General features: G+C 71.5%; 21 protein-coding genes. 10 read left to right on the forward strand and 11 right to left on the reverse strand.

Going from position 1 to position 22,629, the window contains the following annotated elements:
- The first annotated feature begins 47 nt into the window (after window positions 1-47).
- Window positions 48-689: a TetR/AcrR family transcriptional regulator gene (locus ACH34W_RS41980; RefSeq protein ID WP_395966788.1), complete on the forward strand. Its 642-nt coding sequence runs from the start codon at window positions 48-50 to the stop codon at window positions 687-689.
- Here the strand turns inward: ACH34W_RS41980 and ACH34W_RS41985 are convergent.
- The gene (locus ACH34W_RS41985; protein ID WP_395966789.1) at window positions 652-1,437 is read right to left on the reverse strand and encodes a MerR family transcriptional regulator; all 786 of its coding nucleotides are present in this window, start codon (window positions 1,435-1,437) and stop codon (window positions 652-654) included. The genes ACH34W_RS41980 and ACH34W_RS41985 overlap by 38 nt on opposite strands.
- Window positions 1,438-1,533: 96 nt before the next feature.
- On the opposite strand from ACH34W_RS41985, the gene ACH34W_RS41990 reads away from it, so the two are divergent.
- From ACH34W_RS41990 to ACH34W_RS42015, 6 genes are all read left to right on the forward strand, one after another.
- Window positions 1,534-2,469, forward strand: a complete 936-nt coding sequence (locus tag ACH34W_RS41990) for an ABC transporter ATP-binding protein (protein WP_395966790.1) — start codon at window positions 1,534-1,536, stop codon at window positions 2,467-2,469.
- Complete coding sequence (locus ACH34W_RS41995) at window positions 2,466-3,317, forward strand: ABC transporter permease (RefSeq protein WP_395966791.1); 852 nt, start codon at window positions 2,466-2,468, stop codon at window positions 3,315-3,317. The genes ACH34W_RS41990 and ACH34W_RS41995 overlap by 4 nt, the downstream gene beginning before the upstream one ends.
- A 104-nt stretch (window positions 3,318-3,421) precedes the next feature.
- On the forward strand, window positions 3,422-4,066 hold the full coding sequence (locus ACH34W_RS42000) for an ABC transporter permease (RefSeq protein ID WP_395966792.1): 645 nt from the start codon (window positions 3,422-3,424) through the stop codon (window positions 4,064-4,066).
- Window positions 4,063-5,082: an ABC transporter ATP-binding protein gene (locus ACH34W_RS42005; protein WP_395966793.1), complete on the forward strand. Its 1,020-nt coding sequence runs from the start codon at window positions 4,063-4,065 to the stop codon at window positions 5,080-5,082. The genes ACH34W_RS42000 and ACH34W_RS42005 overlap by 4 nt, the downstream gene beginning before the upstream one ends.
- Window positions 5,079-5,849 carry an ABC transporter permease gene (locus ACH34W_RS42010; RefSeq protein ID WP_395966794.1) on the forward strand — a complete coding sequence of 257 codons (771 nt, stop codon included), beginning with the start codon at window positions 5,079-5,081 and terminating at the stop codon, window positions 5,847-5,849. Before ACH34W_RS42005 ends, ACH34W_RS42010 begins: the two co-directional genes overlap by 4 nt.
- A 25-nt stretch (window positions 5,850-5,874) precedes the next feature.
- On the forward strand, window positions 5,875-6,828 hold the full coding sequence (locus ACH34W_RS42015; RefSeq protein WP_395966795.1) for a glycine betaine ABC transporter substrate-binding protein: 954 nt from the start codon (window positions 5,875-5,877) through the stop codon (window positions 6,826-6,828).
- 104 nt (window positions 6,829-6,932) lie between these two features.
- Here ACH34W_RS42015 and ACH34W_RS42020 read toward each other — a convergent pair whose 3' ends face one another.
- A complete protein-coding gene (locus ACH34W_RS42020; protein WP_395966796.1) occupies window positions 6,933-7,079 on the reverse strand; it encodes a GPGG-motif small membrane protein in 147 nt (48 codons plus the stop codon).
- Between the two features lie 72 nt (window positions 7,080-7,151).
- Window positions 7,152-7,886 carry an AraC family transcriptional regulator gene (locus tag ACH34W_RS42025; protein ID WP_395966797.1) on the reverse strand — a complete coding sequence of 245 codons (735 nt, stop codon included), beginning with the start codon at window positions 7,884-7,886 and terminating at the stop codon, window positions 7,152-7,154.
- A 54-nt stretch (window positions 7,887-7,940) separates the two neighbouring features.
- Here ACH34W_RS42025 and ACH34W_RS42030 point away from each other — a divergent pair, with 54 nt between their 5' ends.
- The gene (locus ACH34W_RS42030) at window positions 7,941-9,098 is read left to right on the forward strand and encodes an MFS transporter (RefSeq protein ID WP_395966798.1); all 1,158 of its coding nucleotides are present in this window, start codon (window positions 7,941-7,943) and stop codon (window positions 9,096-9,098) included.
- A gap of 337 nt (window positions 9,099-9,435) precedes the next feature.
- Window positions 9,436-9,990 (forward strand): TetR/AcrR family transcriptional regulator, encoded by a 555-nt coding sequence (locus tag ACH34W_RS42035; RefSeq protein ID WP_395966799.1) that lies wholly within the window; start codon window positions 9,436-9,438, stop codon window positions 9,988-9,990.
- 45 nt (window positions 9,991-10,035) lie between these two features.
- On the opposite strand, the gene ACH34W_RS42040 is transcribed toward ACH34W_RS42035, so the two are convergent.
- From ACH34W_RS42040 to ACH34W_RS42065, 6 genes are all read right to left on the reverse strand, one after another.
- Complete coding sequence (locus tag ACH34W_RS42040; protein ID WP_395966800.1) at window positions 10,036-10,695, reverse strand: PLP-dependent aminotransferase family protein; 660 nt, start codon at window positions 10,693-10,695, stop codon at window positions 10,036-10,038.
- 29 nt (window positions 10,696-10,724) lie between these two features.
- The gene (locus ACH34W_RS42045) at window positions 10,725-11,432 is read right to left on the reverse strand and encodes a PLP-dependent aminotransferase family protein (RefSeq protein ID WP_395966801.1); all 708 of its coding nucleotides are present in this window, start codon (window positions 11,430-11,432) and stop codon (window positions 10,725-10,727) included.
- A 76-nt stretch (window positions 11,433-11,508) separates the two neighbouring features.
- Window positions 11,509-12,333: an EamA family transporter gene (locus tag ACH34W_RS42050; protein WP_395966802.1), complete on the reverse strand. Its 825-nt coding sequence runs from the start codon at window positions 12,331-12,333 to the stop codon at window positions 11,509-11,511.
- 107 nt (window positions 12,334-12,440) lie between these two features.
- Window positions 12,441-15,089: an NACHT domain-containing protein gene (locus ACH34W_RS42055; RefSeq protein WP_395966803.1), complete on the reverse strand. Its 2,649-nt coding sequence runs from the start codon at window positions 15,087-15,089 to the stop codon at window positions 12,441-12,443.
- Window positions 15,086-15,742, reverse strand: a complete 657-nt coding sequence (locus tag ACH34W_RS42060; protein ID WP_395966804.1) for a hypothetical protein — start codon at window positions 15,740-15,742, stop codon at window positions 15,086-15,088. The genes ACH34W_RS42055 and ACH34W_RS42060 overlap by 4 nt, the downstream gene beginning before the upstream one ends.
- A gap of 51 nt (window positions 15,743-15,793) precedes the next feature.
- Window positions 15,794-19,450, reverse strand: coding sequence for an NACHT and WD repeat domain-containing protein (locus ACH34W_RS42065; protein WP_395966805.1), 3,657 nt, complete (start codon window positions 19,448-19,450; stop codon window positions 15,794-15,796).
- A gap of 227 nt (window positions 19,451-19,677) precedes the next feature.
- Between ACH34W_RS42065 and ACH34W_RS42070 the strand changes: the two genes are divergently transcribed.
- Window positions 19,678-21,189 carry a BTAD domain-containing putative transcriptional regulator gene (locus ACH34W_RS42070; protein WP_395966806.1) on the forward strand — a complete coding sequence of 504 codons (1,512 nt, stop codon included), beginning with the start codon at window positions 19,678-19,680 and terminating at the stop codon, window positions 21,187-21,189.
- Here ACH34W_RS42070 and ACH34W_RS42075 read toward each other — a convergent pair.
- Together ACH34W_RS42075 and ACH34W_RS42080 are read right to left on the reverse strand one after the other, a co-directional pair.
- Window positions 21,177-21,827: an NADPH-dependent FMN reductase gene (locus ACH34W_RS42075; RefSeq protein ID WP_395966807.1), complete on the reverse strand. Its 651-nt coding sequence runs from the start codon at window positions 21,825-21,827 to the stop codon at window positions 21,177-21,179. The two genes, ACH34W_RS42070 and ACH34W_RS42075, sit on opposite strands and share 13 nt — an antisense overlap.
- Before the next feature lie 36 nt (window positions 21,828-21,863).
- Complete coding sequence (locus tag ACH34W_RS42080; RefSeq protein WP_395966808.1) at window positions 21,864-22,628, reverse strand: SDR family oxidoreductase; 765 nt, start codon at window positions 22,626-22,628, stop codon at window positions 21,864-21,866.
- Between the last annotated feature and the right edge of the window lies 1 nt (window position 22,629).

A 22,629-nucleotide genomic window follows, 5' to 3' on the forward strand; every position in this document is an offset into this window, starting at 1 on the left:
GCAATTACTCGGCTTGTCCGCTACTCGCTTTCACGGAGGTCACGACCGTGCCGGACAAACGGCTGCGGCCCAGGAAGGAGCCGGGCCAGCAGCGCGCCGTCGAGACCCGGGAACGGCTGCTGGCGGCGGCTGCTCGCGTTTTCTCCGAGCACGGGTACGCCGCCGGCACCACCAACCGCATCGCCGAGGCGGCGGGACACTCGATCGGCTCGCTGTATCAGTACTTCCCGAACAAGGACGCCATGCTCGTCGAGCTGGCCACCGCGCACGCCCGCGACGGGATCGCGACCATCGAACGGCACCTGGCGGGCGGCCCGCTGCCGGACACGCTCGAGGACAAGATCCGGCTCTTCGTCCGCGCGGCCATCGACAACCACCGCGACGACCCCGCCCTTCACCGGGTGCTGTTCGAGCAGGCGCCCCGCCCGCCAGAGCTCCTGGAGTTCCTCCACGCGGCCGAGGAGAAGGCCGTCGCCGCGGCATGCGAGCTGCTCACCGCCGATCCGCGGGTGACCGTCGCCGATGTCCCGATGGCCGCGCGCCTGGTGGTGAGCGCCATCGAGTCGCTGGTCCACCGTTTCGTCGCCCACAGCCATCCGGGCGGCCGTCTCCAGGACGCCGAGCGGTTCGAGAACGAGCTGGTCGACATGCTCACGCGCTACCTGACGGGTCCGGCAGGTCCTCGGTGACACGCGGATCCTCGGTGACAGACAGGTCCTCGGTGACATAGCGGTGCAGGCGGGCGGCGCCCTCCAGCATGGCCGCCGACGTTCTGTCCAGTGCCGCGTGGCGTTCGGCGATGGCGGCGCGCAGCTCTGCCGTGCTGCCGGTGCGGCGCAGGCCGTCGAGGACGGCTCTGATCTGGGGCAGCGGATAGCGGCCCTGCCGGAGCATGTTGACCATGCGGGCGTCCCGAACGTCGGCGGCGCCGTAGCGGCGGTAGCCCGTGCCCGCCTCACGCTGGGGCATCAGCAATCCTGCGGACTCCCACACCCGCAGAGCCGACGTGCGCACGCCGAGGTATGCGGCTACCTCTCCGATGCGCATGGCGGAACTCGGCGGACCTGGCATCTCCGATGTCTGCCCTGCGACCGCTTCGAGTGCCTCGGCCGCGGCGTGCAGGGACAACCGCTGCTCATGGAGGCCGGCATGGCGGGCGTCGACGATCGTGAGGGCCGCCGGAAGGCCGTCCGCGTGCAGGGCCTGCATGATCGAACGGGCGGCGTCCCATCCGAATCCCTTCGCCATCACCCGGTAGGTGAGCATGGCCTCGCGGTGCCGGGTCTCGAATCTGCGGTAGCCGGCGGCCGTCCGCTCGGTCGGCGGCAGGATGCCCGCGTCGGCGTAGTTGCGGATCTGCTGGGTGGAGACGCCCACGATCCGCGCCAGGTCCACGGGGCGCAGCCGCACCTGTCCGCCCGCTTCCCTGGACCTCACACCGCTATTTGAGGGTTTGGCAGCCATCTGCCCATGCTATGTGGACGAGAATCGCTCAAACTCTCAAATGCGTTGTTCAATGACAAACTTGAAGGTATGAATGCAGGTGAAAACGGTACGCCCGCCATCGCGACCCGAGGCCTGCGGATGCGCTACGGAACCGTCGATGTGCTGCATGGAGTGGACCTCCATGTCGGTCAAGGCGAAGTGGTGGCGCTCCTGGGGCCGAATGGCGCGGGCAAAACGACAACGATCGAGATCCTGGAAGGTTTCCGGCGGCGTTCGTCCGGTGACGTGCGCGTGCTGGGCGTCGACCCGGACGACGGCGACGAGGCGTGGCGCGCACGCCTGGGCATCGTGCTGCAGTCGTGGCGCGACCACGGCAGGTGGCGGGTCCGCGAGCTCCTCGACCACCTCGGCCGCTACTACGCCCCGTACACCACGCCGCAACGCCCCCGCCCGTACGGTGCCGGCGAGCTGCTGGAACTCGTCGGGCTGTCCGACCGGGCGGACGCGGTCATCGCGACCCTCTCCGGCGGGCAGCGCCGCAGGCTCGACGTGGCCATCGGCCTCGCCGGCCGGCCGGACGTGCTGTTCCTCGACGAGCCGACCGTCGGCTTCGACCCGCAGGCCAGGCGCGAGTTCCATGAGCTGGTGCGGCGCCTGGCCGGTCTGGAGGCCACCTCGATCCTGCTCACCACCCACGACCTGGACGAGGCGGAACGGCTCGCCGACCGGATCCTGATCCTCGCGGGCGGGCTCATCGTGGCCGACGGCAGCGCGGCGGCGTTGACGGAACAGCTCTCGGGCAAGGCCGAGGTCCGCTACAGCAAGGGCGGCGAGCACCATGTCGACGTGGTCGAGGACGCGACAGGCCACGTGCGCGAGCTGTTCGCCAAGGACGGCGAGGACATCCGCGATCTGGAGATCCGAAGGAGCAACTTGGAGGACGTCTACATGACGCTGGTGCAGGAGTTCGAGTCCGGGCGGCGCACCGAGGCGCCGCGCGAGCTGACGGAGGTGGCCCGATGAGCCCGCACGCCGCCGCGCTCCGCGCGGGCCTGCAGCGCGGCCGGATCGAGTTCCGGCAGATCACGACCAGCCCGCAGGACCTCTGGTCGGTGATGTTCTTCCCCGTCATCGCGCTGGTCGTCATGTACGTGCTGCGGGACAACGCGGTGCCGGGCACCGGGTTCTCGCTCGGCACCCAGTCCACACCCGGCATCCTGGGGGCGAACGTCGTCTTCGCCGGGATGATGATGCTGGCCATCTCCCTGACCATGGACCGTGAGGACGGCACCCTCCTGCGAGCCAAGGCGACGCCGAACGGCATGGTCGGCTACCTCACCGGCAAGGTCCTCAGCCGTGCGGGGACGGCAGTCGTCGGGCTGCTCGTCCCTCTCGTCCCTGTCGCGTTCCTCTTCGACGGCCTGCGGCTGGGCGAGGCATCGTCATGGTTGACGCTCATCTGGGTTCTCGCACTCGGCCTCGTCGCGGTATTGCCGATCGGCGCGATCCTCGGCTCTCTCTTCGACACCGCGCAGGGGGCCGGCTTCGTGGGGTTGCCCATCATGGGTCTGATGAGCATCTCGGGCGTGTTCTATCCGGTCAGCTCGTTCCCCGAATGGCTGCAGTGGGTCGCCCAGGCGTTCCCGCTCTACTGGCTGGGCCTCGGCCTGCGCTCGGCGATGTTGCCGGACGCGATGGCCGCCGCCGAGATCGGCGACTCCTGGCGGCACCTGGAGACGGCGGCCATGCTGGGTGTGTGGGCGCTCGCCGGCCTCCTGCTGGCGCCGATCGTGCTCCGGCGCATGGCGCGGCGTGAGTCGGGTTCCGCTGTCGCCGCCCGCCGCCACAAGGCACAGCAACGGACGATGTAACGGACCGGACGGCCTGTCTCTTGTGCCAGGAGCCGCGAGGGCATCGCTTGTAGGACTGATCACCCGTGGGTAAGGCTCGAAGCGACCCCCCACAGGAGGCAGCGATGTCCTTCTCCGAATACCTCGCTGATCGCTGGCCGACGATCGCCCAGATGACCGCCGAACACGCCCAGGTCGTCCTGCTCGCGGTCGCCATCGCGGCCGCGATCGGGATCGGCCTCGGGATCGCGGTCGAGGGGCGGCCCCGGGCCAGCAGGCTGGCACTCGGGCTCACCGGCACGATGCTCACCGTTCCCTCGCTCGCGTTGTTCGGCCTCCTCATCCCGCTCTTCGGGCTGGGTCTGGCCCCGACCATCACCGCCCTGGTCCTCTACGCCGTCTTCCCGATTCTGCGCAACACCATCACCGGCCTCGAGTCGGTGCCGGGCGCCGTGGAGGAGGCGGCCCGCGGCATGGGCCTGGGCCGTGCCCGGGTCATGCTGCGGGTCCGCCTCCCTCTGGCGTGGCCGGTCGTGCTCACCGGCGTGCGCGTCTCCACGATCATGACCGTCGCCATCGCGGCCATCGCCGCCGCGGTCGCCGGGCCTGGCCTCGGCGAGCTCATCTTCGGCGGCCTGGCCCGCATCGGAGGGGCCAACGCGCTGAACGACACGCTCGCCGGCACGCTGGGCGTCGCCCTGCTGGCGCTGGCCCTGGACCTGCTGTTCGTCGTCCTGTTCCGGCTCACCACCTCCAGGGGCATCCGATGACCGAACCGAAGGAGATGATCCGGCTCGACGGGGTGAGCAAGCGTTACCCCGGGCAGGCCGCGCCCGCGGTCGCCGACCTGTCGCTCAGCGTCCGGGACGGCGAGATCGTCGTTCTGCTGGGCCCGTCGGGCTGCGGGAAGACGACCACGCTCCGCCTCATCAACCGCCTGATCGAACCGTCCGCAGGCCGGATCTTCCTCAACGGCGAGGACGTCACCCGGGTCGACCCCGACCAGCTGCGCCGCCGGATCGGGTACGTCATCCAGCAGGTCGGGCTGTTCCCCCACATGACGATCGCCGACAACATCGGGCTCGTTCCCCGGGCGCTCGGCTGGGACAAGAAACGGATCCGGTCCCGTGTCGACGAGCTGCTCGACCTGGTAGGGCTCGAACCCGGGACGTTCCGCCGCCGCCATCCCAAGGAGCTGTCGGGTGGGCAGCAGCAGCGCGTCGGGGTCGCCCGCGCGCTGGCCGCCGACCCGCCCGCGATGTTGATGGACGAGCCGTTCGGGGCCATCGACCCGATCACGCGGGAACGGCTGCAGGACGCGTTCCTGGAGTTGCAGGCCCAGATCGGCAAGACCATCGTGCTCGTGACGCACGACCTCACCGAGGCGCTCAAGCTCGGCGACCGCATCGCGATGCTGGGCCAGCAGGCGCAGCTCGTCCAGTACGACACCCCCGCCGCGATCCTTGGCGAGCCCGCCGACGAGTTCGTGGCCTCGTTCGTCGGATCGGGCGCCGCGATGCGCCGGTTGCGGCTCGTGCCGGTCGGCTCCATCGACCTCGAACCGGCGGCCGGCGACCCTGCTTCCGGCACAGCTCCCGGCACGGCGACGGTACGGGTGGACCAGAGCCTGTACGAGGCGCTGGACGTCATGCTCCGCGCCGGCGACGACGCCGCGATCGTCACAGGCCAGGACGGCACGCCCGTCGGCCGGCTCTCCTGGTCGACGATCGTGCAGGAGTCGCCTCACCCGGCGGGCCCGGCGGACGTGACCGGCGGCCGCCGATGACCGTCACGTCCATGCTCGACCAGCGCGACGAGGACCGGAGCGGCGGCCGTTCCGCGCTCGGCATGCTGGTGACGCCGCTCTTCCTGGTCGTGGCGTGCGCGGCGCTCGCGGTCTACCTGCAGAGCCAAGACCTCGACGACATCGAGCGCCGTGCCATCAACCAGGACATCATCGTCCAGCGGTTCATCGAGCACATCCAGCTGGTGGCGGTGTCCACCGTGCTGGTCCTCGCGCTGGCGATCCCGCTCGGCATCGTGCTGACCCGGCCACGGCTGCGCTGGCTGGCCACGCCGTTCTTGGCACTGGCCAACGTCGGGCAGGCCGTGCCGTCGGTGGGGGTGCTCGTGCTCCTCGCCGTGACGGTCGGCATAGGTTTCCGGCCCGCGGTGGTCGCGCTCGTCCTCGTGTCCGCGCTCCCGGTGCTCCGCAACACCATGGTCGGCCTCCAGGGCGTCGACCGGTCCCTCATCGACGCGGGACGGGGCATCGGGCTGACCAAGACCGCTGTGCTGTTCCGCGTCGAACTGCCGCTGGCCGTCCCGGTGATCCTCGCCAGCGTCCGCGTCGCGGTGATCTTGAACGTGGGCACCGCGACGCTGGCCGCGTTCACCAACGCGGGCGGCCTGGGCGACCTGATCAACACCGGGATCGCGCTGAACCGGACCCCGATCCTTCTCACCGGCAGTGTCCTGACCGCCGTGCTCGCCGTGGCCGCCGACTGGCTGGTCGGCATCGTCGAGCACTACCTGCGCCCTCGCGGCGTCTGACCGGCTCAAGCTGAGGAGAGACACCATGCGCCTGCTCCCGATCGCCGCCTGCTCCCTCGTTCTCGCCACCACGGGTTGTTTCAGCTCGTCGACCACCGACGCCAAGGAAGGCAGCCTCGCCAAGGGAAACTCGTTGAAGGGCGCCTCGTTCACCGTCGGGTCCAAGGAGTTCACAGAACAGCTCATCCTCTGCCAGATCACCGCCCTCGCGCTCCGCTCTGCCGGCGCGACCGTACGGGAGAAGTGCGGGCTCCAGGGCAGCAACACGACCCGGGCCGCCCTGACGTCGGGCAGCATCGATATGTACTGGGAGTACACAGGAACGGCCTGGATCAACTACCTCAAGAACACCAAGCCAATCGACGACCCTGCCAGGCAGTATCAGGAGGCCGCGCAGCAGGACCTGAGCAAGAACCGGGTCAAGTGGCTGGCCCCGGCGCCGGCCAACAACACCTACGCCATCGGGGTGAAGACCACCGTCGCGCAGGAGCTCGGCATCAAGAACCTTTCCGACTACGCACGCCTCGCGAAGAGCGACCCGGGGAAGGCCTCCATGTGCGTGGCCAGTGAGTTCGCGGGCCGCGACGACGGCTGGCCCGGCCTCCAGAAGTCGTACGGCTTCACCCTCCCGAAGAGCGCCCTCGCCACCCTGGCCGAGGGCGCCATCTACAACGCGATCGCCAAGCGTGATCCCTGCACTTTCGGCGAGGTCACGACCACAGACGGGCGCATCAAGGCGCTGAATCTCACGCCCATCACCGATGACAAGAAGTTCTTCCCGGTCTACAACCCCGCGCTGACCGTGCGGGAGTCGGTCCACCGCGACCACGCCGCGCTCGAGAAGATCATCAACCCGCTCGCGGCGGCCATCACCGACCCCATGCTCCAGGAGCTCAACGGCGAGGTCGACGTCAAGGGCAAGGAGGCCGCCAAGGTCGCCGAGACCTGGCTCCAGGCGAAGGGCTTCATCGGCAAGTGAAGAGCAGGCCTAAGCCCCGCCGTGGCCTCTCCCCCAAGGCCACGGCGAGGCCGGTCACCAAGTCACCCTGGAACGAGCCGTCACCCGGGTCGTCTGCGACCGCGTCAGCTGAAGATGCTGACGCCGCCGGGGCCGACCAGCAGCCCGACGACGATGAGGACGGCGCCCCACAGAATGTCCCTGCGGGCGACCAGCACGTAAATACCGGAAATCACCAGTACGACCGCGATGATCCACAACAAGGTAGCCATGACCGTCCCGTACCCCCACCCCTCCGAATAAACAAACCCCCGGCCTCAAAACGCCAGGTGAGGGCGCCGCTTTCAGCCGTTACGGCCGGGGGTGTGGCCGAACGTGCGGCGGAAGACGTCGATGAACGCGCTCGCCGAGGCCCAGCCGCAGCGGTGCGCGACGGTGGTGACCGGGATGTGGTCGGCCAGCAGGATCAGCGCGTGGTGCAGGCGCAGCTGGGTGCGCCATTGGGGGAACGTCATGTGCAGCTCGGCTCGGAAGAGCCGGGACAGGGTGCGCTCACTGGCACCGACCTGGGCACCGAGTTCCGACAGCGTCCGGCTGTCGGCGGGGTCGTCATTCAGCAGTGCGCACACGGCGGCGAGCCTCGTGTCGCTGGGGGTGGGCAGGTGCACGGGGTGCCGCGGGGAATGCCGGAGCTGGTCGAGCAGGACGGCCCGGAGCCGGGCGCGTTCGCCGGGATCCCCGGCATCGCCGGTGTACTCGATGATCAGCTCGCGGAGCAGCGGCCCGACCGCGAGCACGGCGGGGGCCTCCAATCCCAGCGGATTGGTGGTGATCGGAAGGCCCACCAGGTGCACGTCGGTCCGGCCGTACGCGCGGTGCGCGTGAACGGTGCCGGCGGGCACCCAGATCGCCTGGGTCGCCGGGGCGATCCAGCGGCCCCGGCCGGTGGTGACAGACAGCACACCCCGTGCTGCATACACGATCTGGTGCTCATCGTGGTGATGCGCGTCGATCCCGGCCCCTGGGTCGAGGCGGCGCAGCCCGGTGGGCGCGACGGGAGTGTGGCGGGGAATCGACATTACTCGGCAGTTTATCGGAAGCCAGCAGACCTCTTGGCGCCCGACGCTGAGGGCATGGGAGCGAACAAACGGCTGCTGCTGCCTGTCGGGCATGCGAGCGTCGACTTCTATCAGGGCATCGTGCCGGTGCTGGTCCCGTTCTTGGTCGCGGAACGGCACTACGGCTACCTCGGCGTGTCCGGGTTCGTGCTGGCCGCCTCGCTGCTGTCGTCGGTGGTCCAGCCGCTGTTCGGGGTGCTGACCGATCGGTGGGCGATGCCGTGGCTCGTTCCGGTCAGTACGCTGGCGGCCGGGCTGGGCGTGGCCTTGGTCGGGCTGACCGAGTCCTATCCGCTCGCGCTCGCCGCCATCGCGCTGACCGGCTTCGGGGTCGCCGCGTACCATCCGGAGGCCGCCCGGCTGGCCCGCGCGGTGACCGGCGGCGATCACGTGGGGATGAGCTGGTTCTCACTCGGCGGCAACGTCGGCTTCGCGCTCGCTCCGGTGCTCGCGACGCCGGTGCTGGCCGCCGGCGGGCTCGCCGCCGCGCCGTTCCTGCTCCTGCCGGCGGTGCTCGGCACGCTGATCACATTGCCGCTGCTCGGGCGGCGCACGGGCGGCACGACGAGGGCACGTGGCCGCGACGACTGGCCGGCCTTCCGCGTGCTGTCAGCGGTCGTCATACTGCGCTCGATCTCCTACATCGGGCTCAGCTCGTTCCTGGGGCTCTTCGTGCAGCAGCGGGTCCATCCCGGGGAGGCGGCGGGCGGCGCCGCGCTGTTCGTGCTGTTCGCCGGCGGTGCCTTGGGCACGGTGCTCGGCGGGCGCCTGGCCAGGCGGTGGGGACGGGTCCGCACGATGCGGCGTGCCTACGGCGTGGCTGTGCTTGCGATCGCCGGGGTCGCGCTCGTTCCGGGGCCGGCGTTGTACGGGTTCGTCGCCATCGCGGGAATCGCACTGTACGTGCCGTTCTCGCTGCACATCACGCTCGGGCAGGACTACCTGCCCAACCGGGTGGGCACGGCGAGCGGGGTGACCCTCGGCCTGGCGGTGAGCGTCGGCGGCGTCCTCGCTCCTGCTTTTGGCGCGCTGGCGGATGCGACGTCCCTGCGCACGATGCTGGCGGTGCTGACCGTGTTCCCGGTCCTGGCATTGATCTTCGCCTGCCGCCTCCGCGAGCCGGCTCGCCTTGAGGATCCCGTCGTCCAGGCAGAAGAGCTCCGGATCACCTGAGCACGGCACGGCCGCTGGCCGCCGCGGCCGGGGGCGTGCGTGCCGACAACGGGCCAGCGGTCGTGTCTCCAACCTCGCTGCGTGGCCAGGCCAACCCCTCCTCTCTGGGTTAGGGCGGGCGAAATGCCAGGTCACAGCGCGATTAATTTGAAAATAACTCCGCCAGTGGCCCGGTGGGAAGTGACTGTGTGATGACAGTTGTTCACCCCATTCGTCAGCGGCGCCTCGTGATTTTCTTTTGCCGCTTGTGCACTAACATACGTACATGCATGTAGGTCAAGGTGAAGCTCGCCCTCGCAGTACGCAGGCTGATCGTAGGGCGCGCTCGCGCGAGGCGTTGCTGGAGTCTGCCGCTCGGGGGCTGTCCCGCTTCGGCTACGGCAATCTCGTTCTCGAACAGGTGGCCAAGGACGCCGGGTACACGCGCGGCGCGCTCTATCACCAGTTCAAGGACAAGCAGGACCTGACCCTGGCCGCCATAGAGTGGGTCTACGCCACCTGGTGGCAGGAGGTCGGCCTGCACGTCGAGCGGGAGCCGGACCCGGTCGCCGCGCTGCTCACTCTGGCGCGCGGTCACGCCGTCTTCTGCCGGCGCGCCATCGCCCGCGTGGCGATCGCCCTGCGGCTCGAGTTCTCCGAACAGGACCATCCGGTCGGGCGGGAGATCGAGCAGGGCTACGAGGAGCTCACCGCGCGTTGCGTCGCCCTCATCGAAGCCGCCCGGAATGCGGGATCGATCCCTGACGGCCCACCTGCCAGAACGGTGGCGCTCGCCTTCGTCGGAGCGATCGAGGGAACGGTCATCGCGCTCGCGGGCCACGCTCCCCACGACGAGGCCCTCGTGGCCGCCGCCGTCGCAGGCGTGCTCGGCCTCGACCCCCGCGCCATGTGAAGGCGACCATGGCGGCCAGCCATGACCCGTCCCTCCCCCGCGAGATCATCGGTCTCGTGGCGGCCTGGCCGTCAGAGCCCGGGTGGCGGTGGCCAGGGCCTGTACGCCTTCGACGATCCGCGCCTCGTTCAGGTCGGAGTAACCCAGGATCAGGCCCTGGCGTCCCTCGCCCGCGATCCGGTACGGCGCCACGCCCGCGACCTTCACGCCCTCGCGGGCAGCCGCCGCGATGAGGTCGTCCTCCCGCAGGCCCTCGGGGAGCCACGCGACCAGGTGCAGCCCGGCGGCGACGCCGGTGGGCTCGAAGCCGGGCAGGTGCTCGCCCAGCGCGCCGAGCAGCGCGTCCCGGCGGCGCCGGTAGAGCGGGCGCATCCGCCGCAAATGCCGGTCGAACTCGCCGCGCAGCAGGAAGTCCGCGAGGGCGAGCTGTTCGATCGCGGGCGACCCGCGGTCGGCCAGGAGCTTCGCCTCGGCAACGGCCTCGGTGAGGTGCGGCGGCGGCACCAGCCACCCGAGGCGCAGCCCCGGCGCGAGCGTCTTGCTCACCGAGCCCGCATGAACGACCACGTCGGGCGCCAACCCCTGGATCGCGCCGACCGGCGCCCGGTCATAGCGGAATTCGGCGTCGTAGTCGTCCTCCAGGACCACCGCGCCCCGGTCCCGCGCCCACCGGACCACCGACGCGCGGGCCTCGGCGGGCAGCACCCCGCCGAGCGGCCATTGGTGGGACGGGGTCAGGACGACGAGACGCCGTCCTCGGAGACCGGCAGGCCCACGACTTCGAGCCCCCGCACCTCCGCGAGCGGGCGGATGTCATCGTCGGCTGAGGGATCCTCGACGGCGATCCGCCGCGCGCCGCGCCGAGCGAGGACGTCGACGATGAGGCCCACCGCCTGGCCGAACCCGCTGGTGATCACGACGTGCGACGCGGACGCCGAGGCTCCGCGAGCCCGGTTGAGATAGTCGGCCAGCGCCTCTCTCAACTCCGGCATGCCGTACCCGTCGAGGTAGTTGAGCTTGTCGTGCGGCGCGTGGGTCACCACCCTCTTGAGGGAGCGCAGCCATGCGGCACGGGGGAAGGCGGTCGCGTCCATGCGTCCGTACCCGAAGTCGATGCGCGGCGGGGCTGCGGGCGCCGGCGCGCGGTGCGGGGCGGCCTGCCCGGGGCCGGCGGCCACGCGGGTGTACGAGCCGGGCGTGCTGGTGAGGTACCCCTCGGCCACCAGCTGGTCGTAGGCCTCGACCACGACACCCCGCGAGACCCCCAGCTCAGCGGCGAGCCGCCGGGACGGCGGGACGGACGTGCCAAGCGGAAGCCGCCCCGCACGGATTCCCGCGCGCAGGGCGGCCTCGATCTGCCGATGGAGCGGGACCGGCATCGTCCGGTCGAGCTCCACGAGAAGCTCGTGCACCACCCCGGAGTTCACTGTCGTCCTGCCCACGGTCGCAGGCTAGTCCCCGCCCGCCCACGGCGCTCATCCCACCGGGGCCCATCCCATGGCGCTCATCCCACAGCGCTCATCCCACGACGAACGCCCCGACCGACACTCCGCAGAGAGCCAGCCCGGCGCCGTGCGTCAGGGTCGTCCGCTCCCGCAGCACCAGCGTCGCGAGGGCGACGGTGAACGCGGGGTAGAGCGAGGTGATGACGGCGGCGATCGCCATCGCTCCCTCGCGGGCGGCGAAGAAGTAGAGGATCGTCGCGGAGGCGCCGAGGATCCCGGGCCACACCGCCGTCCAGGAAGCCGCACGCCTCGGCACACCGCGACCGCTGCTGATCGCGATGACGCCGAGCACCACGGCGGCGGTCACCTGACCGGCGGCCACCGGCCAGAGTCCTGCGCCGTCGCCGGCCCGGTCGAGGCAGACGAACAGCACCGCGAAGCCGAGCCCGGCCAGCAACCCCTCGCCCACTCCCCCGGCACCCAGGCCGCGGCGCCCGGACTCCGACGACACGAGCCAGATCCCGGGGATGGCCAGCCCGACACCGAGCACGGCGGCGGTCGTGAGACGTTGCCCGAGCGCGATGTCCACCAGCACGGGAACGCCCGCCGCCCCGACGGCCGAGAGCGGCCCCGCTACGTTCATCCGTCCCAGCGACAGTCCCCGGTAGAGCGCGAGCGTCCCCACGGCTCCACCGACACCGGCGGCCAGGCCCCACACTGTCGCTGCGCCGCTGGGCGCGGCCGACCCGATGGCGAGGGCCGCAAGGACAGCTGTGGTCGCGGCGGCGGTCTGCCCGACCAGCCCGACGAACGCGTAATGAGCACGTCGCGACAGCAGTCCGCCGTAGAAATCGGAGGCGCCGTAGAGCACGGCGGCGGCCAGAGCGAGAACCAGCATCGTCTTCATCCTTTCTCGGTACTGGTAGCGATCCTCGCTCTGGATCGGACTTCACGGCAGAGCCGATTCCGCCTCGCGGTACAGGTCCGATTTGCGGCGGTGGCGGTCTACCGGCGGGGGTCGGCCGGCTCAGGGGTGAGGAAGTCCTGGAGCTCCCGATGACGGAACTGGTAGGTGGCGCCGCTGACGCGGAGCAGGCGCGCCTCGCAGGCCCAGTCCAGGAACGTCCACAGGCGGAGCGGGAGCAGGCCGCGGGAGGCGGCGACGACCAGGCCGATCATGGTGCGGGACCAGGCGATCGCGCCGAAGGCGAGCCCGAACGTGACGCCGCCGGTGAGAGCGCAGAGGACCGATACGAGGAAGTCCTGGTTCATGACGAACACCAGGAAGGCGGCGACGCCCCCGGTGAGGCCGAACGCCAGCCCGATCGTCGGGTTGCGGTGCAGGGCCTCGCGGGGGTGGGCCAGCTCCGCGTCCGTGCTCCAGCCGCCTGTGGCGATCTTGAAGGCGATGCCGAGCGCGAACGCCGCGCCGAAGGCGCCTGTGACGACGAGGGTGAACGCGACCGGACCGGCCCCGGCTAGCCGCAACGGCGGCAGCCCGGTGAGCGCGCCGCACAGCCCGAACCCCATGAGGCTGGCGGGCTCGGCCCGGATCGCCTCGATAACGGTCATGCGCTCGGCGCCGCGCCGTCCAGCGGCGGTCACCCCGATGACCGCGCCGAGGACGAATCCGCCGATGGAGCCCCCGATGAGGGCGAAGCCGAAGCCGAAGACCTTGCCGCCGGTGAGCCAGAGCCCGCCCAGGCCGCCGAGCGCCCCGGCCGGCGCACCCACCAGCCCGCCGAGCAGGCCACCGATCACCCGCTGGCGGCGGGGCACATTGGCCCGGCCACCGGCGGCGGAGGGCCACGGCGACAACGCCAGGCCGATCGCTATGGCCACCCAGCCCGCCATGAGCGCCAAGGTGAACCCCTCGGCGAGGCCGATCCCGGCGCTCGGGCCGTCGGGCGGGTCGACCGCCGAGCCCGTCCAGAACGCCAGCATGGCGACGATCGCGAAGGCCGCGCAGCACAGCCCGTGCAGCACCCGGACCCGGCGCCGGCCTCCGATCGGCCACAGCAGATGCGGGACGACGTCGATCGCCGTCAGGCCGGGCGGGGGCCGGTCGATCTCGATGGCGTGGACGGCCTGCCAGCGCAGGTGCGCGGCGAGATGGACCAGCCAGGTACGCACCTGTTCGGGACGGTACGGAGCGCGTGTCCCGCCCCCCTGGCTACGCCGGGCGCCGCGCGGGGTCAGGTCGGTCGCCGCCGGAACGTAGGCGTCGAGCAGCCGCCGGGTGATCCGTGCCGCCGCCTTGCCGGGATCGCAGTCCGGGTCGGCGTGCAGCAGTTCGGCCGGGTCGGCGCCGGACTCCACGGCGGTCACGGTCAGCAGCAGCCGCCACGGCGTGGACAGCGCGAGGTGCACGGCCGCCGGGCCGGACAACATCGCGACGATGCGGTCGCGGTGCTCGCCGCACGGATGGCCCTCGGGCCAGCGGGCATGCAGGTAGGCGCCGATCTGCTCGGCGGTCAGGGAGTGCAGGTGGATCCGGGCGGCGTCTTCGAGACCGGCCCGGACTTCGGCCAGCTCGGCGTAACGGTCGGCGCGGCAGGTCACGACCACCGCCCCCGCGTGCCGCCCGGAGAGGTCGCTGTACCGGTTGAGCTCGGCCAGCAATCCGATCGCGCGGCGTGGCAGGCCGCTGGAAGGCGCGGGGTCAAGCTCGTCCAACCCGTCCACCACTGGCAGTACCTGGCGATCGCGTACGAGCCGGTCCGCGTCCTCGGCCGAGAGCCCGTATTCCTGCGTCAGCTGCCCGGCCACCCAGGGCTCGAACGGGCTTCCCAGCGTCCAGCGGGCCGCATCGAGGCGTACCGGAACCATCGGGCGCCCGCCGGACGGCGCGCCGCCCGCCGTGAAGGTCTCCATCAGCTGCAGTACGAGCTCGATGGCGAGCACCGTCTTGCCCGCGCCCGACTCCCCCACGACGAGCAGGCGGCGTGGCCGCAGCCCGCTGAAGAACCGGCCGATCGAGCGCAGATCGTCGATCACCTCGCCGTCCTCCCCGGGGAGGAGCGGGTCGGCGTGCGGGCCGAAGGAGACCGGGGCGATGTTGTAGCCGCCGAGCAGCCCCTTGCGCGCCCTGTCCGCTTCCCCCGCCACGCGCCGCGCCAGGAGCTCGAGGGCCTGGTCGGCATGGGGGCGGTCGGAGGCCTCCACCTGAGCCATGATCCAGGTCTTGACCGCCTCCGGCACCGCCACGGCCGCCGGCGCTTCCGCGGTCTCCGCCGCCAGGGTCTCCGCTTCCGCGGTCTCCGGTGCCTCGGCGTGGTCCGCCGGAGCATCCGGAGGGGCCACCGGACGGGTCGACGGTTCGGCCAAGGCCGTCCTGGCGGCACGCCAGCGTTCTAGCTCGGCGGGTATGAGGTCGGCTGGGTAGTCGCTGTACTGCAGGCACGCGGTGACGAAGGCCTTGACGAAGTCCCACCGCGGCACCTTGCCCGTCTGGCGCAGCACGTGCGAGATGGTGCTCTTCGGCAGTGCGTCGATCGCGGTGCCGTCCGGGATCACTGTCTGGCCGCCGAGGGAGCGCAGCCTGCTCAGCGACGGCTCGCCCGCCCATTGCCTGAGGCCCACCAGCGCCTGGACGAAGTCGGCCGTCGTACGGGCCCCAGTGGGATCGGGAGGACGGGGGGTGCTCGTGGTCATCGGTGCTCAGTCTCCACCAGTGCCCATTCGAACGTCGCCCTCTCACGTCGCGGCCACCGGCCGCCGTCCCGGCACGTGCCCACCAGCGTCTGGACGTGGTGTGACTCCATCAGGAAGTTGCGCGCCTCGTCGGACTCGACCAGTTCCCTGCCGACCGCGATGGGGACGAACCCGTGCCGCGGGATATAGACCCAGCGGCCGCGGTCCCAGTCATAGGGGTCGAACCAGTGGTGCCGGACCGTGCCGGAAACCCGCACGTCAGGTCCGGTCCGGGTCAGGACGAACGACCCGCGCGAGCGCAGCTGGCTCATCCTGCTGACATAGAAGAGCTCCGTGCCGATGAACGCGTTGATCCGCGCGTCCCAGTGGTCCTTCACCCAGGTCGAGTCGCCGTCGGCCAGCTGCCGCGCCGCCCGCGTGAGCTGCCGTTCGAACCTGCGCTGGTTCTTGCGCTCGGCCTTCCTGATCACACGGAACGAGCGCAGCCACCGCCGTGACATCGCCCTGGAGGCGCCGGCGCCGTCCATGAAGTGGTCCAGGAAGTCCGCGGCCATCGGGTGGATCTCCCGGCTCTCGGCCACGATCGAGCGGAACAGCCCGGCCAGTTCCGGGACGGGGCGGCCCGTCCGGCGCCGGAAACCTCGAAGGAACATCCTTGCCTTGTCCGTCCACGTGGGGGTCGTTCTCCAAGCCGGCCTGTACGCTCAGTGACATATCTCGCGGAACGCCTCCTGAGGCACGTAGCGTTCCCACTCTTCGCGAGTGAAGGACCGGCCGGCGTTCGCGCATGCGGCGGCGGCCAGATCGGCCGGCAGCGCCACGTTCCAGAGCCGCACGGCCTCGGCGCTGGCCGCGGCCACGGTCCGTCCGTCCCGGCCGTAGGCGATCCCGCTCACGCCCCCGCGGACACGGCTGGTCAGCGGATGCCCTACCTGGCGATAGGTCAGCAGATCCCACAGCCGTATGGAGCCGTCCATGGCCCCCGTGGCCAGCGCCGCGCCGTCCGAGCTGAACGCGATCGTGGTGACGGCGCTGTCGAAGCCGGTCAGGGCGGCCCCGACCGGGCGGCCGCGCGCCAGGTCCCACAGCCGCACGGACTCGTCGTCGGCGGTGATCGCCAGCGTCACGCCGTTGGGGCTGAACGCCAGGGCGTCGACGAGGCCGTTGGACGTGACGCCGAGCGGGCCGCCGCGCGGCCGGCCTGTCGCGATGTCGAAGACGCGCACCTTACGGTCGAAGCCGGCGGTGGCCAGGGTGTTGCCGTCGGGGCTGACCGCCATCGCCGACAGAACCTCGGTGTGCCCGGGAACGCGGATCCGGGGCCGGGTCTCGCGGCGTGCCCCGACATCCCAGAACAGGATGGCGTCGTTCAGCTGGACGGCGAGGAGGTTTCCGTCCGGGCTGAACTCCACCAGGCCCATGCGCCGGCCGAGCGGCGCGACGGGGCCGGTCTGCCGCCCGCTCGCCGTGTCCCACGTCCGCACTCCGTCCGAGCCGACGGAGGCGACGGTGCGCCCGTCCTTGCTGAAGCCGATGCCGTGGATGCCCGCGCGCTTGACCACCGGACGTCCGCTCGCCGGGCGTCCGGTCGCCGGACGCTCGTTCGCGGTGTCCTCCGGGTCGCCGATCGGACGCCGGGTGGCCACGTCCCAGAGCCGGATCGCGGTCCCGGTGCCCTCGGGGCCGCTCGCCGCCAGCGTCTTCCCGTCGGGGCTCAGCGCCACCGTGGTCGATCCGCGCATGGCCCCGCCGATCTGCTGATAGGTCACCGGGTCTCCCAGCCGCACCACCCCGTCGGCGCCGGCGGCGGCGATGAACCTCCCGTCGGGGCTGAACGTCACCCGCCGGACGGGGAAGTGGCTCTCGTCCAGCGCCACCCCGACCTGCTGGTGGGTGGTCACGTCCCAGAAGCGGGTGGCGCCGTCGCTTCCTCCGGTGGCGAGCCTCGTGCCGTCCGGACCGTAGGCGACTGAGTGGAAGGCCGCCCCGCCCTGGGAGTTCTCCAGGGGGGTGCCGATCTGGCGGTGGGTGGCCATGTTCCACAACCGGACGGTGCGGTCCCCGCCCGCGGTCGCGAGGGTCGTTCCGTCCGGGCTCAGGGCCACGTCGTTGACCTCGCGGGTGTGCCCTTCGAACGGCTCACCGATCTGCTTGGAGGTCGCGGTGTCGTAGAGCCGCGCGGTCCTGTCCGCGCTCGCCGTGGCCAGGCGCTTCCCGTCGGGGGTGAAGACCACCGCGTGGACGGGGTTCACTGCGATCAGGCCTGGGGCTTCGCGGCCCATGGGAGCTCCGCTCCAGCGGCGCGCGGTCACGTCGTACAACCGGACCGTGCCCTTCAGGTTCGCGATCGCGAGAGTCCTCCCGTCCGGGGCGAACGCGAGCGCCGACACGACCCCGCCTCCGTCCAGCGGGGCGCCCGTCTCCCGGTGCGCGGCGACGTCCCAGAACCGGACCGTCCCGAGGCAGGCCGTGGCCAGCATCCGGCCCTGGAGCCCGAGGACCGCCTTGACGCCCGAGGTCGAACACTCCGTTTTGGGATGGGCGAACGGGGCGCCGATCTGACGGCGCGTCGCGGGATCCCAGAGCCGCGCGGTGCTGTCCTCGCTCCCCGTGGCCACGCGCTTGCCGTCGGGGCTGAACACGACGGTCCGGACGTCCGAGCCGTGCCCCTTCAGCGTTCCCCTGCCCGGGCGCGCCGCCGCGGCCAGCAGGCGGTGGCGGGCCTCGGAGGTGGGCGCGATGCGCCATGCCGCCACGGCCAGCAGCGACGCGGCGACCGGATCGTCGGCGACCTCGCTCTGGGCGGCGAGCTGGCGCGAGATCGCCAGGTCGCGCTGGCGGTCGGCGTCGTTCGCGGCGGCGAGGGCGGCGACGGCGGCGATGAGGGTGAGGACCGACGACACCGCGAGGACGGCCATGACGACGCGGCGGCGGCGACCGACGCGGCGGGCCTCCCGCGTGGACGCGGCGAGGAAGGCCTCCGCCGTCGGGCCCGGTGGCGGGAAGCTGGCCGGGTCGTTCTCCCAGCGCGGCCGGCTGTCGTCGACCGACAGCAGCCGGACCCCCCGGTAGAGGTACGCGGGGTCGCGGCCGTGCCCCGCCCACTCCCCGGCGTCGTCGATGAGCCCTTCGTAGACGGTCTGCGCGGTCAGATCGGGATCGATCCACTGCCGGAGCGCGGGCCAGGCGGTCAGGAGCGCGTCGTGCGCGATCTCGACGGTCTCCTCGTGCAGGGTGATCAGGCGCTGGCCGGCGAACGCGGACAGCAGCGCGCCGACCCGGTCCCGCCGTTCCGCCGCGGGTATGGACGGCGCGAAGGCGGCGGCGTGGAGCTCGGCGAGCGTGGCCGGGCGCCGCGCCGCCCGGCCGCCCGGAGTGATCACCGTCATGCGCCGGAAGAGCTTGAAGGCGATCTTGCGGTCCTCCGCCGGGAGCCGCTGGAGGACCTCGTCGGCCGTGCGGCGCACGGAGTCGCGGACCTGCCCTGCCTCCTCGTAGCTCCGGATGGTCAGACGGCCGTTCTCCCGCTTGTGCCAGGTGTTGCGCAGCGCCTGCGAGAGGAGGGGCAAGGCGCCCGGGTCGAATCTGTCGTCAGGTGACCTGTCCGCGCGCAGGTCGCCCAGGATGGTCTCCACCAGGCCGGGCTCGATCTCCAGGCCCACCGCCGCCGCGGGGCCTGTGATGGCCAGCCGGAGGTCCGCCTCCGTCATCGGCTCGACGATGATCTGGCCGTCCTGGATCGCCTCGGCGAACTGCGGGTACGCCGCGCACCTGTCCCAGTAGTCCGCGCGCAGGCCGACGACGACCGCCGCCCGCGCGGGCCCGTTGGCGAGGGCGTGCAGGATCCCGACGAACGACTGGCGCTCCTGTTCGCCGGTGACCAGGGTGAACAGTTCCTCGAACTGGTCGACCACGAGCACGAGACGGCCGTCCGGCGCGAGAGGGCCTGCCAGGGCCGCCCCCGGGTCTTCCCGGAGCCACTCCTCCACCTTGTCGACGGATCCGCCGTACGTCGCCGTCCATGCCTCGGCCAGCGCCCGCGCCGGATTCGAGGTCGGCGTGATGAGCAGGCACGGCCAGCGCTGCGATCCGTCGACCGGCAGCATCCCCTCCGCCAGTGCCGGGACCATTCCCGCGCGCAGGAGCGATGACTTGCCCACACCCGACGCACCCGAGACCAGCAGGATGGAGCCGCGTTCCCGGACACGCGGCCCGAGGCGGTCGAGGAGGCTGCGAGTCGCCCGCGCGCGCCCGAAGAACAGTGCGGTCTTGTCGGCCTCGAACGGCGCCAGCCCTTGGTACGGGCACTGTTCGACGCCATCGCCCGGCGGCGGTGCTACGGCGGCGTCCATGTCCCCCATGGCCCTTGTTGTGACTAACCGCGGCCATGGTAGAGCAAACGCTTTCATACGCGTACGGGAGGAGGATCGGTCCTCTCCCCCGTTCAAGAGCGTCCGATCCCGTCTACTTGCGTCCGAACGATTGCAGCCGCAGGTCAGCCCGCTTTGAGTGGAATCTCCTGGAAGCCGGAATTCGTCGTTCAAGGGGGCAGACGATGGGGGCCCATGTCGACCGGAGATTCTCGGTCTTGGGGAGTTTGCAGCTGAACATCGGCGGCTCCCCGCGGATGGTGACCGCCGGCAAGGAGCGGACGATAGCGGCGGCGCTCCTGCTCCATGCGAACGAGACCGTTCCCGTGGACAAGCTCATCGAGTATGTGTGGGAGGTACCTCCGCGTGCGGCGCGGGCGTCTCTCTACGCGATGGTGAAACGGCTCCGGATCTCACTCGGCGACTCCGACGTCATCCGCACGACGAGTTCGGGATACATGATCGAGGCCGCCCCCGGCGAACTGGACCTGCACGACTTCCACGCCCTGCGCAAAGAGGCCCGCCAGGCGCGTGAACGCGGCGAACCATCCGCCGAGCGGACGCGCCTCGGCAAAGCGCTGGCTCTCTGGCGCGGACCCGCGCTCGCCGACGTGCCCTCGCCGGCGCTGCACCACTCGCTGGTCCCCAGGCTGGAGGAACTGCGGCTGGAGACGATCCGCCGGAAGATCGACCTCGACCTGGACTCCGGGGGCCACGCGCAGGTCGTGGCGCAGCTCCGGGATCTGACCCGGAACCACCCGCTCCAGGAGGGCTTCTGGAGCGGGTTGATGCTGGCGCTGTACCGGGGCAACCGGCAGGCCGAGGCGCTGGCCGCCTTCGCGGACGTGCGGCGGCTGCTGGACGAGGAGCTCGGCATCGAACCCGGTGCCGAGCTGCGCGAGCTGCACACGAAGATCTTGCAGGCCGACCCCGCGCTCGATCCGCCGGGCGCCCCGGAGCCCGGCCGTCCGGCCGTCACCGTCCGGGCCTGGGACCGCATGTGCCAGCTGCCACCGGCGGCGGCCGACTTCGTCGCACGGGATCTCGACCGGAAACTGCTGGTCGACGACCTCGCCGACGCGCGCGGGCCGAGAGTGATGGTGGTGTGGGGGCCGGAGGGCGTGGGCAAGACCGAGCTGGCCGTCCGCGTCGCGCACGAGCTCCGCCCGTCCTTTCCCGACGGGCAGTGGTACGTGGCGCTGACCGGCGACGGCGCGTCTCCCAAGCCGGTCGCCGACGTGCTCGCCGACCTGCTGATCGGTATCGGCGTGCCCACGGACGCGCTGCCCCGGTCCACCGAGGCGCGCGCCGCGGTGCTCCGGGCCCGGATCTCCGACCGGCGTGTCCTGCTGGTCCTGGACGACGCCCGGGACGTCCCGCAGGTCAGGGCCCTGCTGCCCGGAACGTCGAGCGCCGCCGTGCTGGTCACCAGCCGGTCGGCGCTGGGTGAACTGCCGGGAGCGCGGCGGCACTCGGTGACCGCGCTCACGTCGGACGAGTCCCTGGCGATGTTGTGCGCGGTCCTCGGCGAGGACCGGGTCTGCACGGAGGTCGCCGCCGCCCGGGAGCTGGCGGACGCCTGCGCGGGCGTGCCGCAGGCGCTGCGCTCGGCGAGCGCGCGGCTGCTCGCCGACCCCGTGCTCTCGCTCGGAGATCTGGTCCGCGAACTGCGCCCGGCGCGCGGGCGTGAACGGGGGCGCGAGCGGGAGCGGGAGCTTCACGGCGTGTAGGGGCGGCGAGCCCGGCCCTCGCGGAGGGTCAGCGCCCACCAGGCCAGCCGGTCGAGCATGACCTTCGCGGCGCTGTCGGCGTCTTCGGGATCACAGGGGAAGAAGCCGTCGGCGTCGAAGTGGTCGAGGATCCGCGGGAAGCAGACCGAGTCACGGACGCCGACCGCGTGCAGCTCCGCCATCACCAGGCGCAGCTGTTCGACCGCCCGCAGGCCTCCGGAGACGCTCATTCCGTACGAGACGAAGCCGACCGGCTTGGCCCACCATTCGGTGGTGCAGGAGTCGATGGCCGTCTTGAGCACGCCGGGGAAGCTGCGGTTGTACTCGGGCACCACCATGACGCAGGCGTCGGCCGTGGCGATCCGGGCACGATAGGCGGCCACCCCGGGCGTGTCCCCGTCCAGTGACTGGGGCAGCACGGTCTCCTCCAGATCGATGACGTCGGCGACCATGTCGCCGCGCTGGTCCAGATGATCGGCGAACCACGCGACCACAGCCGGGGCCAGCCGTTCCCGGCGGGCGCTTCCCACGATCACTGCGAGGCGGATCGGCTCATGAGAGGCGTCCATGCCCCTCCCTTCGGGGTACTTCGCCGCCGCGACCACAAGGCCGGCGACGGCGGTGACGAAAAGGAACATCAGGCACCAGCAGCAGCCCCCACAACCGCCGCACTGTCAGCCGGCCAGCGTGCCGCCGGTGGCGTCCAGGAACGCGCCGGTGACCCACCTCGCCTCGTCGGACGCCAGGAACGCGACGACGTCGGCGACGTCGCCTGGTTCGCCGACCCGGTTGAACGCCGACAGCGCGGCCATCTGGGCCACGGCCTCCGGGATGTCGAACACCGGGTGGCCGTTGCGCGTGATGCCCGGCGCGACCGTGTTGACGGTGATGCCGCGCGGGCCGAGGTACTTGGCGTAGTGGAGCGCCAGCATCTCGATCGCGCCCTTGGTCATCGCGTAAGCGATCTCCTGGGGGTTGGCGAAACGGGTCAGCCCGGACGAGATGTTGATGACGCGGCCGCCGTCCGGCATGATCCGCAGCGCCCGCTGGATGATGAAGAACGGCGCCTTGGCGTTCACCGCGAACAGCTCGTCGAAGAGCTCGGGAGTGGTCTCCTCGGGCGGGACGCCGCCCATGACCCCGGCGTTGTTCACCAGGATGTCGAGACTCACCTCGCCCGCGCCGTACTTGTCGAGCCCGGCCTCCACACCGGCGAAGAGCACGTCGACGTCACCGGGCACACCCAAGGTGGCGCCGACGCTGAACGCGCGTCCGCCCGCCCCTTCGATGCAGGTCACGACATCTTCGGCCGCCACCGCGTCGCTGCCGTAGTGCACGGCCACCAGAGCGCCGTCCCGGGCCAGCCGCTCGGCCGTGGCGCGGCCGATGCCGCGGCTGGATCCCGTGACCAGCGCCGTCTTGCCGGTGAGATCACCCATG

This window comes from Actinomadura sp. 6N118, from assembly GCF_044326415.1.
In the GTDB taxonomy this organism is placed as follows: Bacteria; Actinomycetota; Actinomycetes; order Streptosporangiales; family Streptosporangiaceae; genus Spirillospora.

Bases quoted from the DNA above. Each gene is read 5' to 3' on its own strand.
- ACH34W_RS42010 (WP_395966794.1), top strand. From the start codon at position 5,079: ATGACCGTCACGTCCATGCTCGACCAGCGCGACGAGGACCGGAGCGGC.
- ACH34W_RS41990 (WP_395966790.1), top strand. From the start codon at position 1,534: ATGAATGCAGGTGAAAACGGTACGCCCGCCATCGCGACCCGAGGCCTG.
- ACH34W_RS42055 (WP_395966803.1), bottom strand. From the start codon at position 15,089: ATGACCACGAGCACCCCCCGTCCTCCCGATCCCACTGGGGCCCGTACG.
- ACH34W_RS42075 (WP_395966807.1), bottom strand. From the start codon at position 21,827: ATGTTCCTTTTCGTCACCGCCGTCGCCGGCCTTGTGGTCGCGGCGGCG.
- ACH34W_RS41995 (WP_395966791.1), top strand. From the start codon at position 2,466: ATGAGCCCGCACGCCGCCGCGCTCCGCGCGGGCCTGCAGCGCGGCCGG.
- ACH34W_RS42020 (WP_395966796.1), bottom strand. From the start codon at position 7,079: ATGGCTACCTTGTTGTGGATCATCGCGGTCGTACTGGTGATTTCCGGT.
- ACH34W_RS42000 (WP_395966792.1), top strand. From the start codon at position 3,422: ATGTCCTTCTCCGAATACCTCGCTGATCGCTGGCCGACGATCGCCCAG.
- ACH34W_RS42060 (WP_395966804.1), bottom strand. From the start codon at position 15,742: ATGTTCCTTCGAGGTTTCCGGCGCCGGACGGGCCGCCCCGTCCCGGAA.
- ACH34W_RS42050 (WP_395966802.1), bottom strand. From the start codon at position 12,333: ATGCTGGTTCTCGCTCTGGCCGCCGCCGTGCTCTACGGCGCCTCCGAT.
- ACH34W_RS42025 (WP_395966797.1), bottom strand. From the start codon at position 7,886: ATGTCGATTCCCCGCCACACTCCCGTCGCGCCCACCGGGCTGCGCCGC.
- ACH34W_RS42080 (WP_395966808.1), bottom strand. From the start codon at position 22,628: ATGGGTGATCTCACCGGCAAGACGGCGCTGGTCACGGGATCCAGCCGC.
- ACH34W_RS42030 (WP_395966798.1), top strand. From the start codon at position 7,941: ATGGGAGCGAACAAACGGCTGCTGCTGCCTGTCGGGCATGCGAGCGTC.
- ACH34W_RS42065 (WP_395966805.1), bottom strand. From the start codon at position 19,450: ATGGGGGACATGGACGCCGCCGTAGCACCGCCGCCGGGCGATGGCGTC.
- ACH34W_RS42015 (WP_395966795.1), top strand. From the start codon at position 5,875: ATGCGCCTGCTCCCGATCGCCGCCTGCTCCCTCGTTCTCGCCACCACG.
- ACH34W_RS42005 (WP_395966793.1), top strand. From the start codon at position 4,063: ATGACCGAACCGAAGGAGATGATCCGGCTCGACGGGGTGAGCAAGCGT.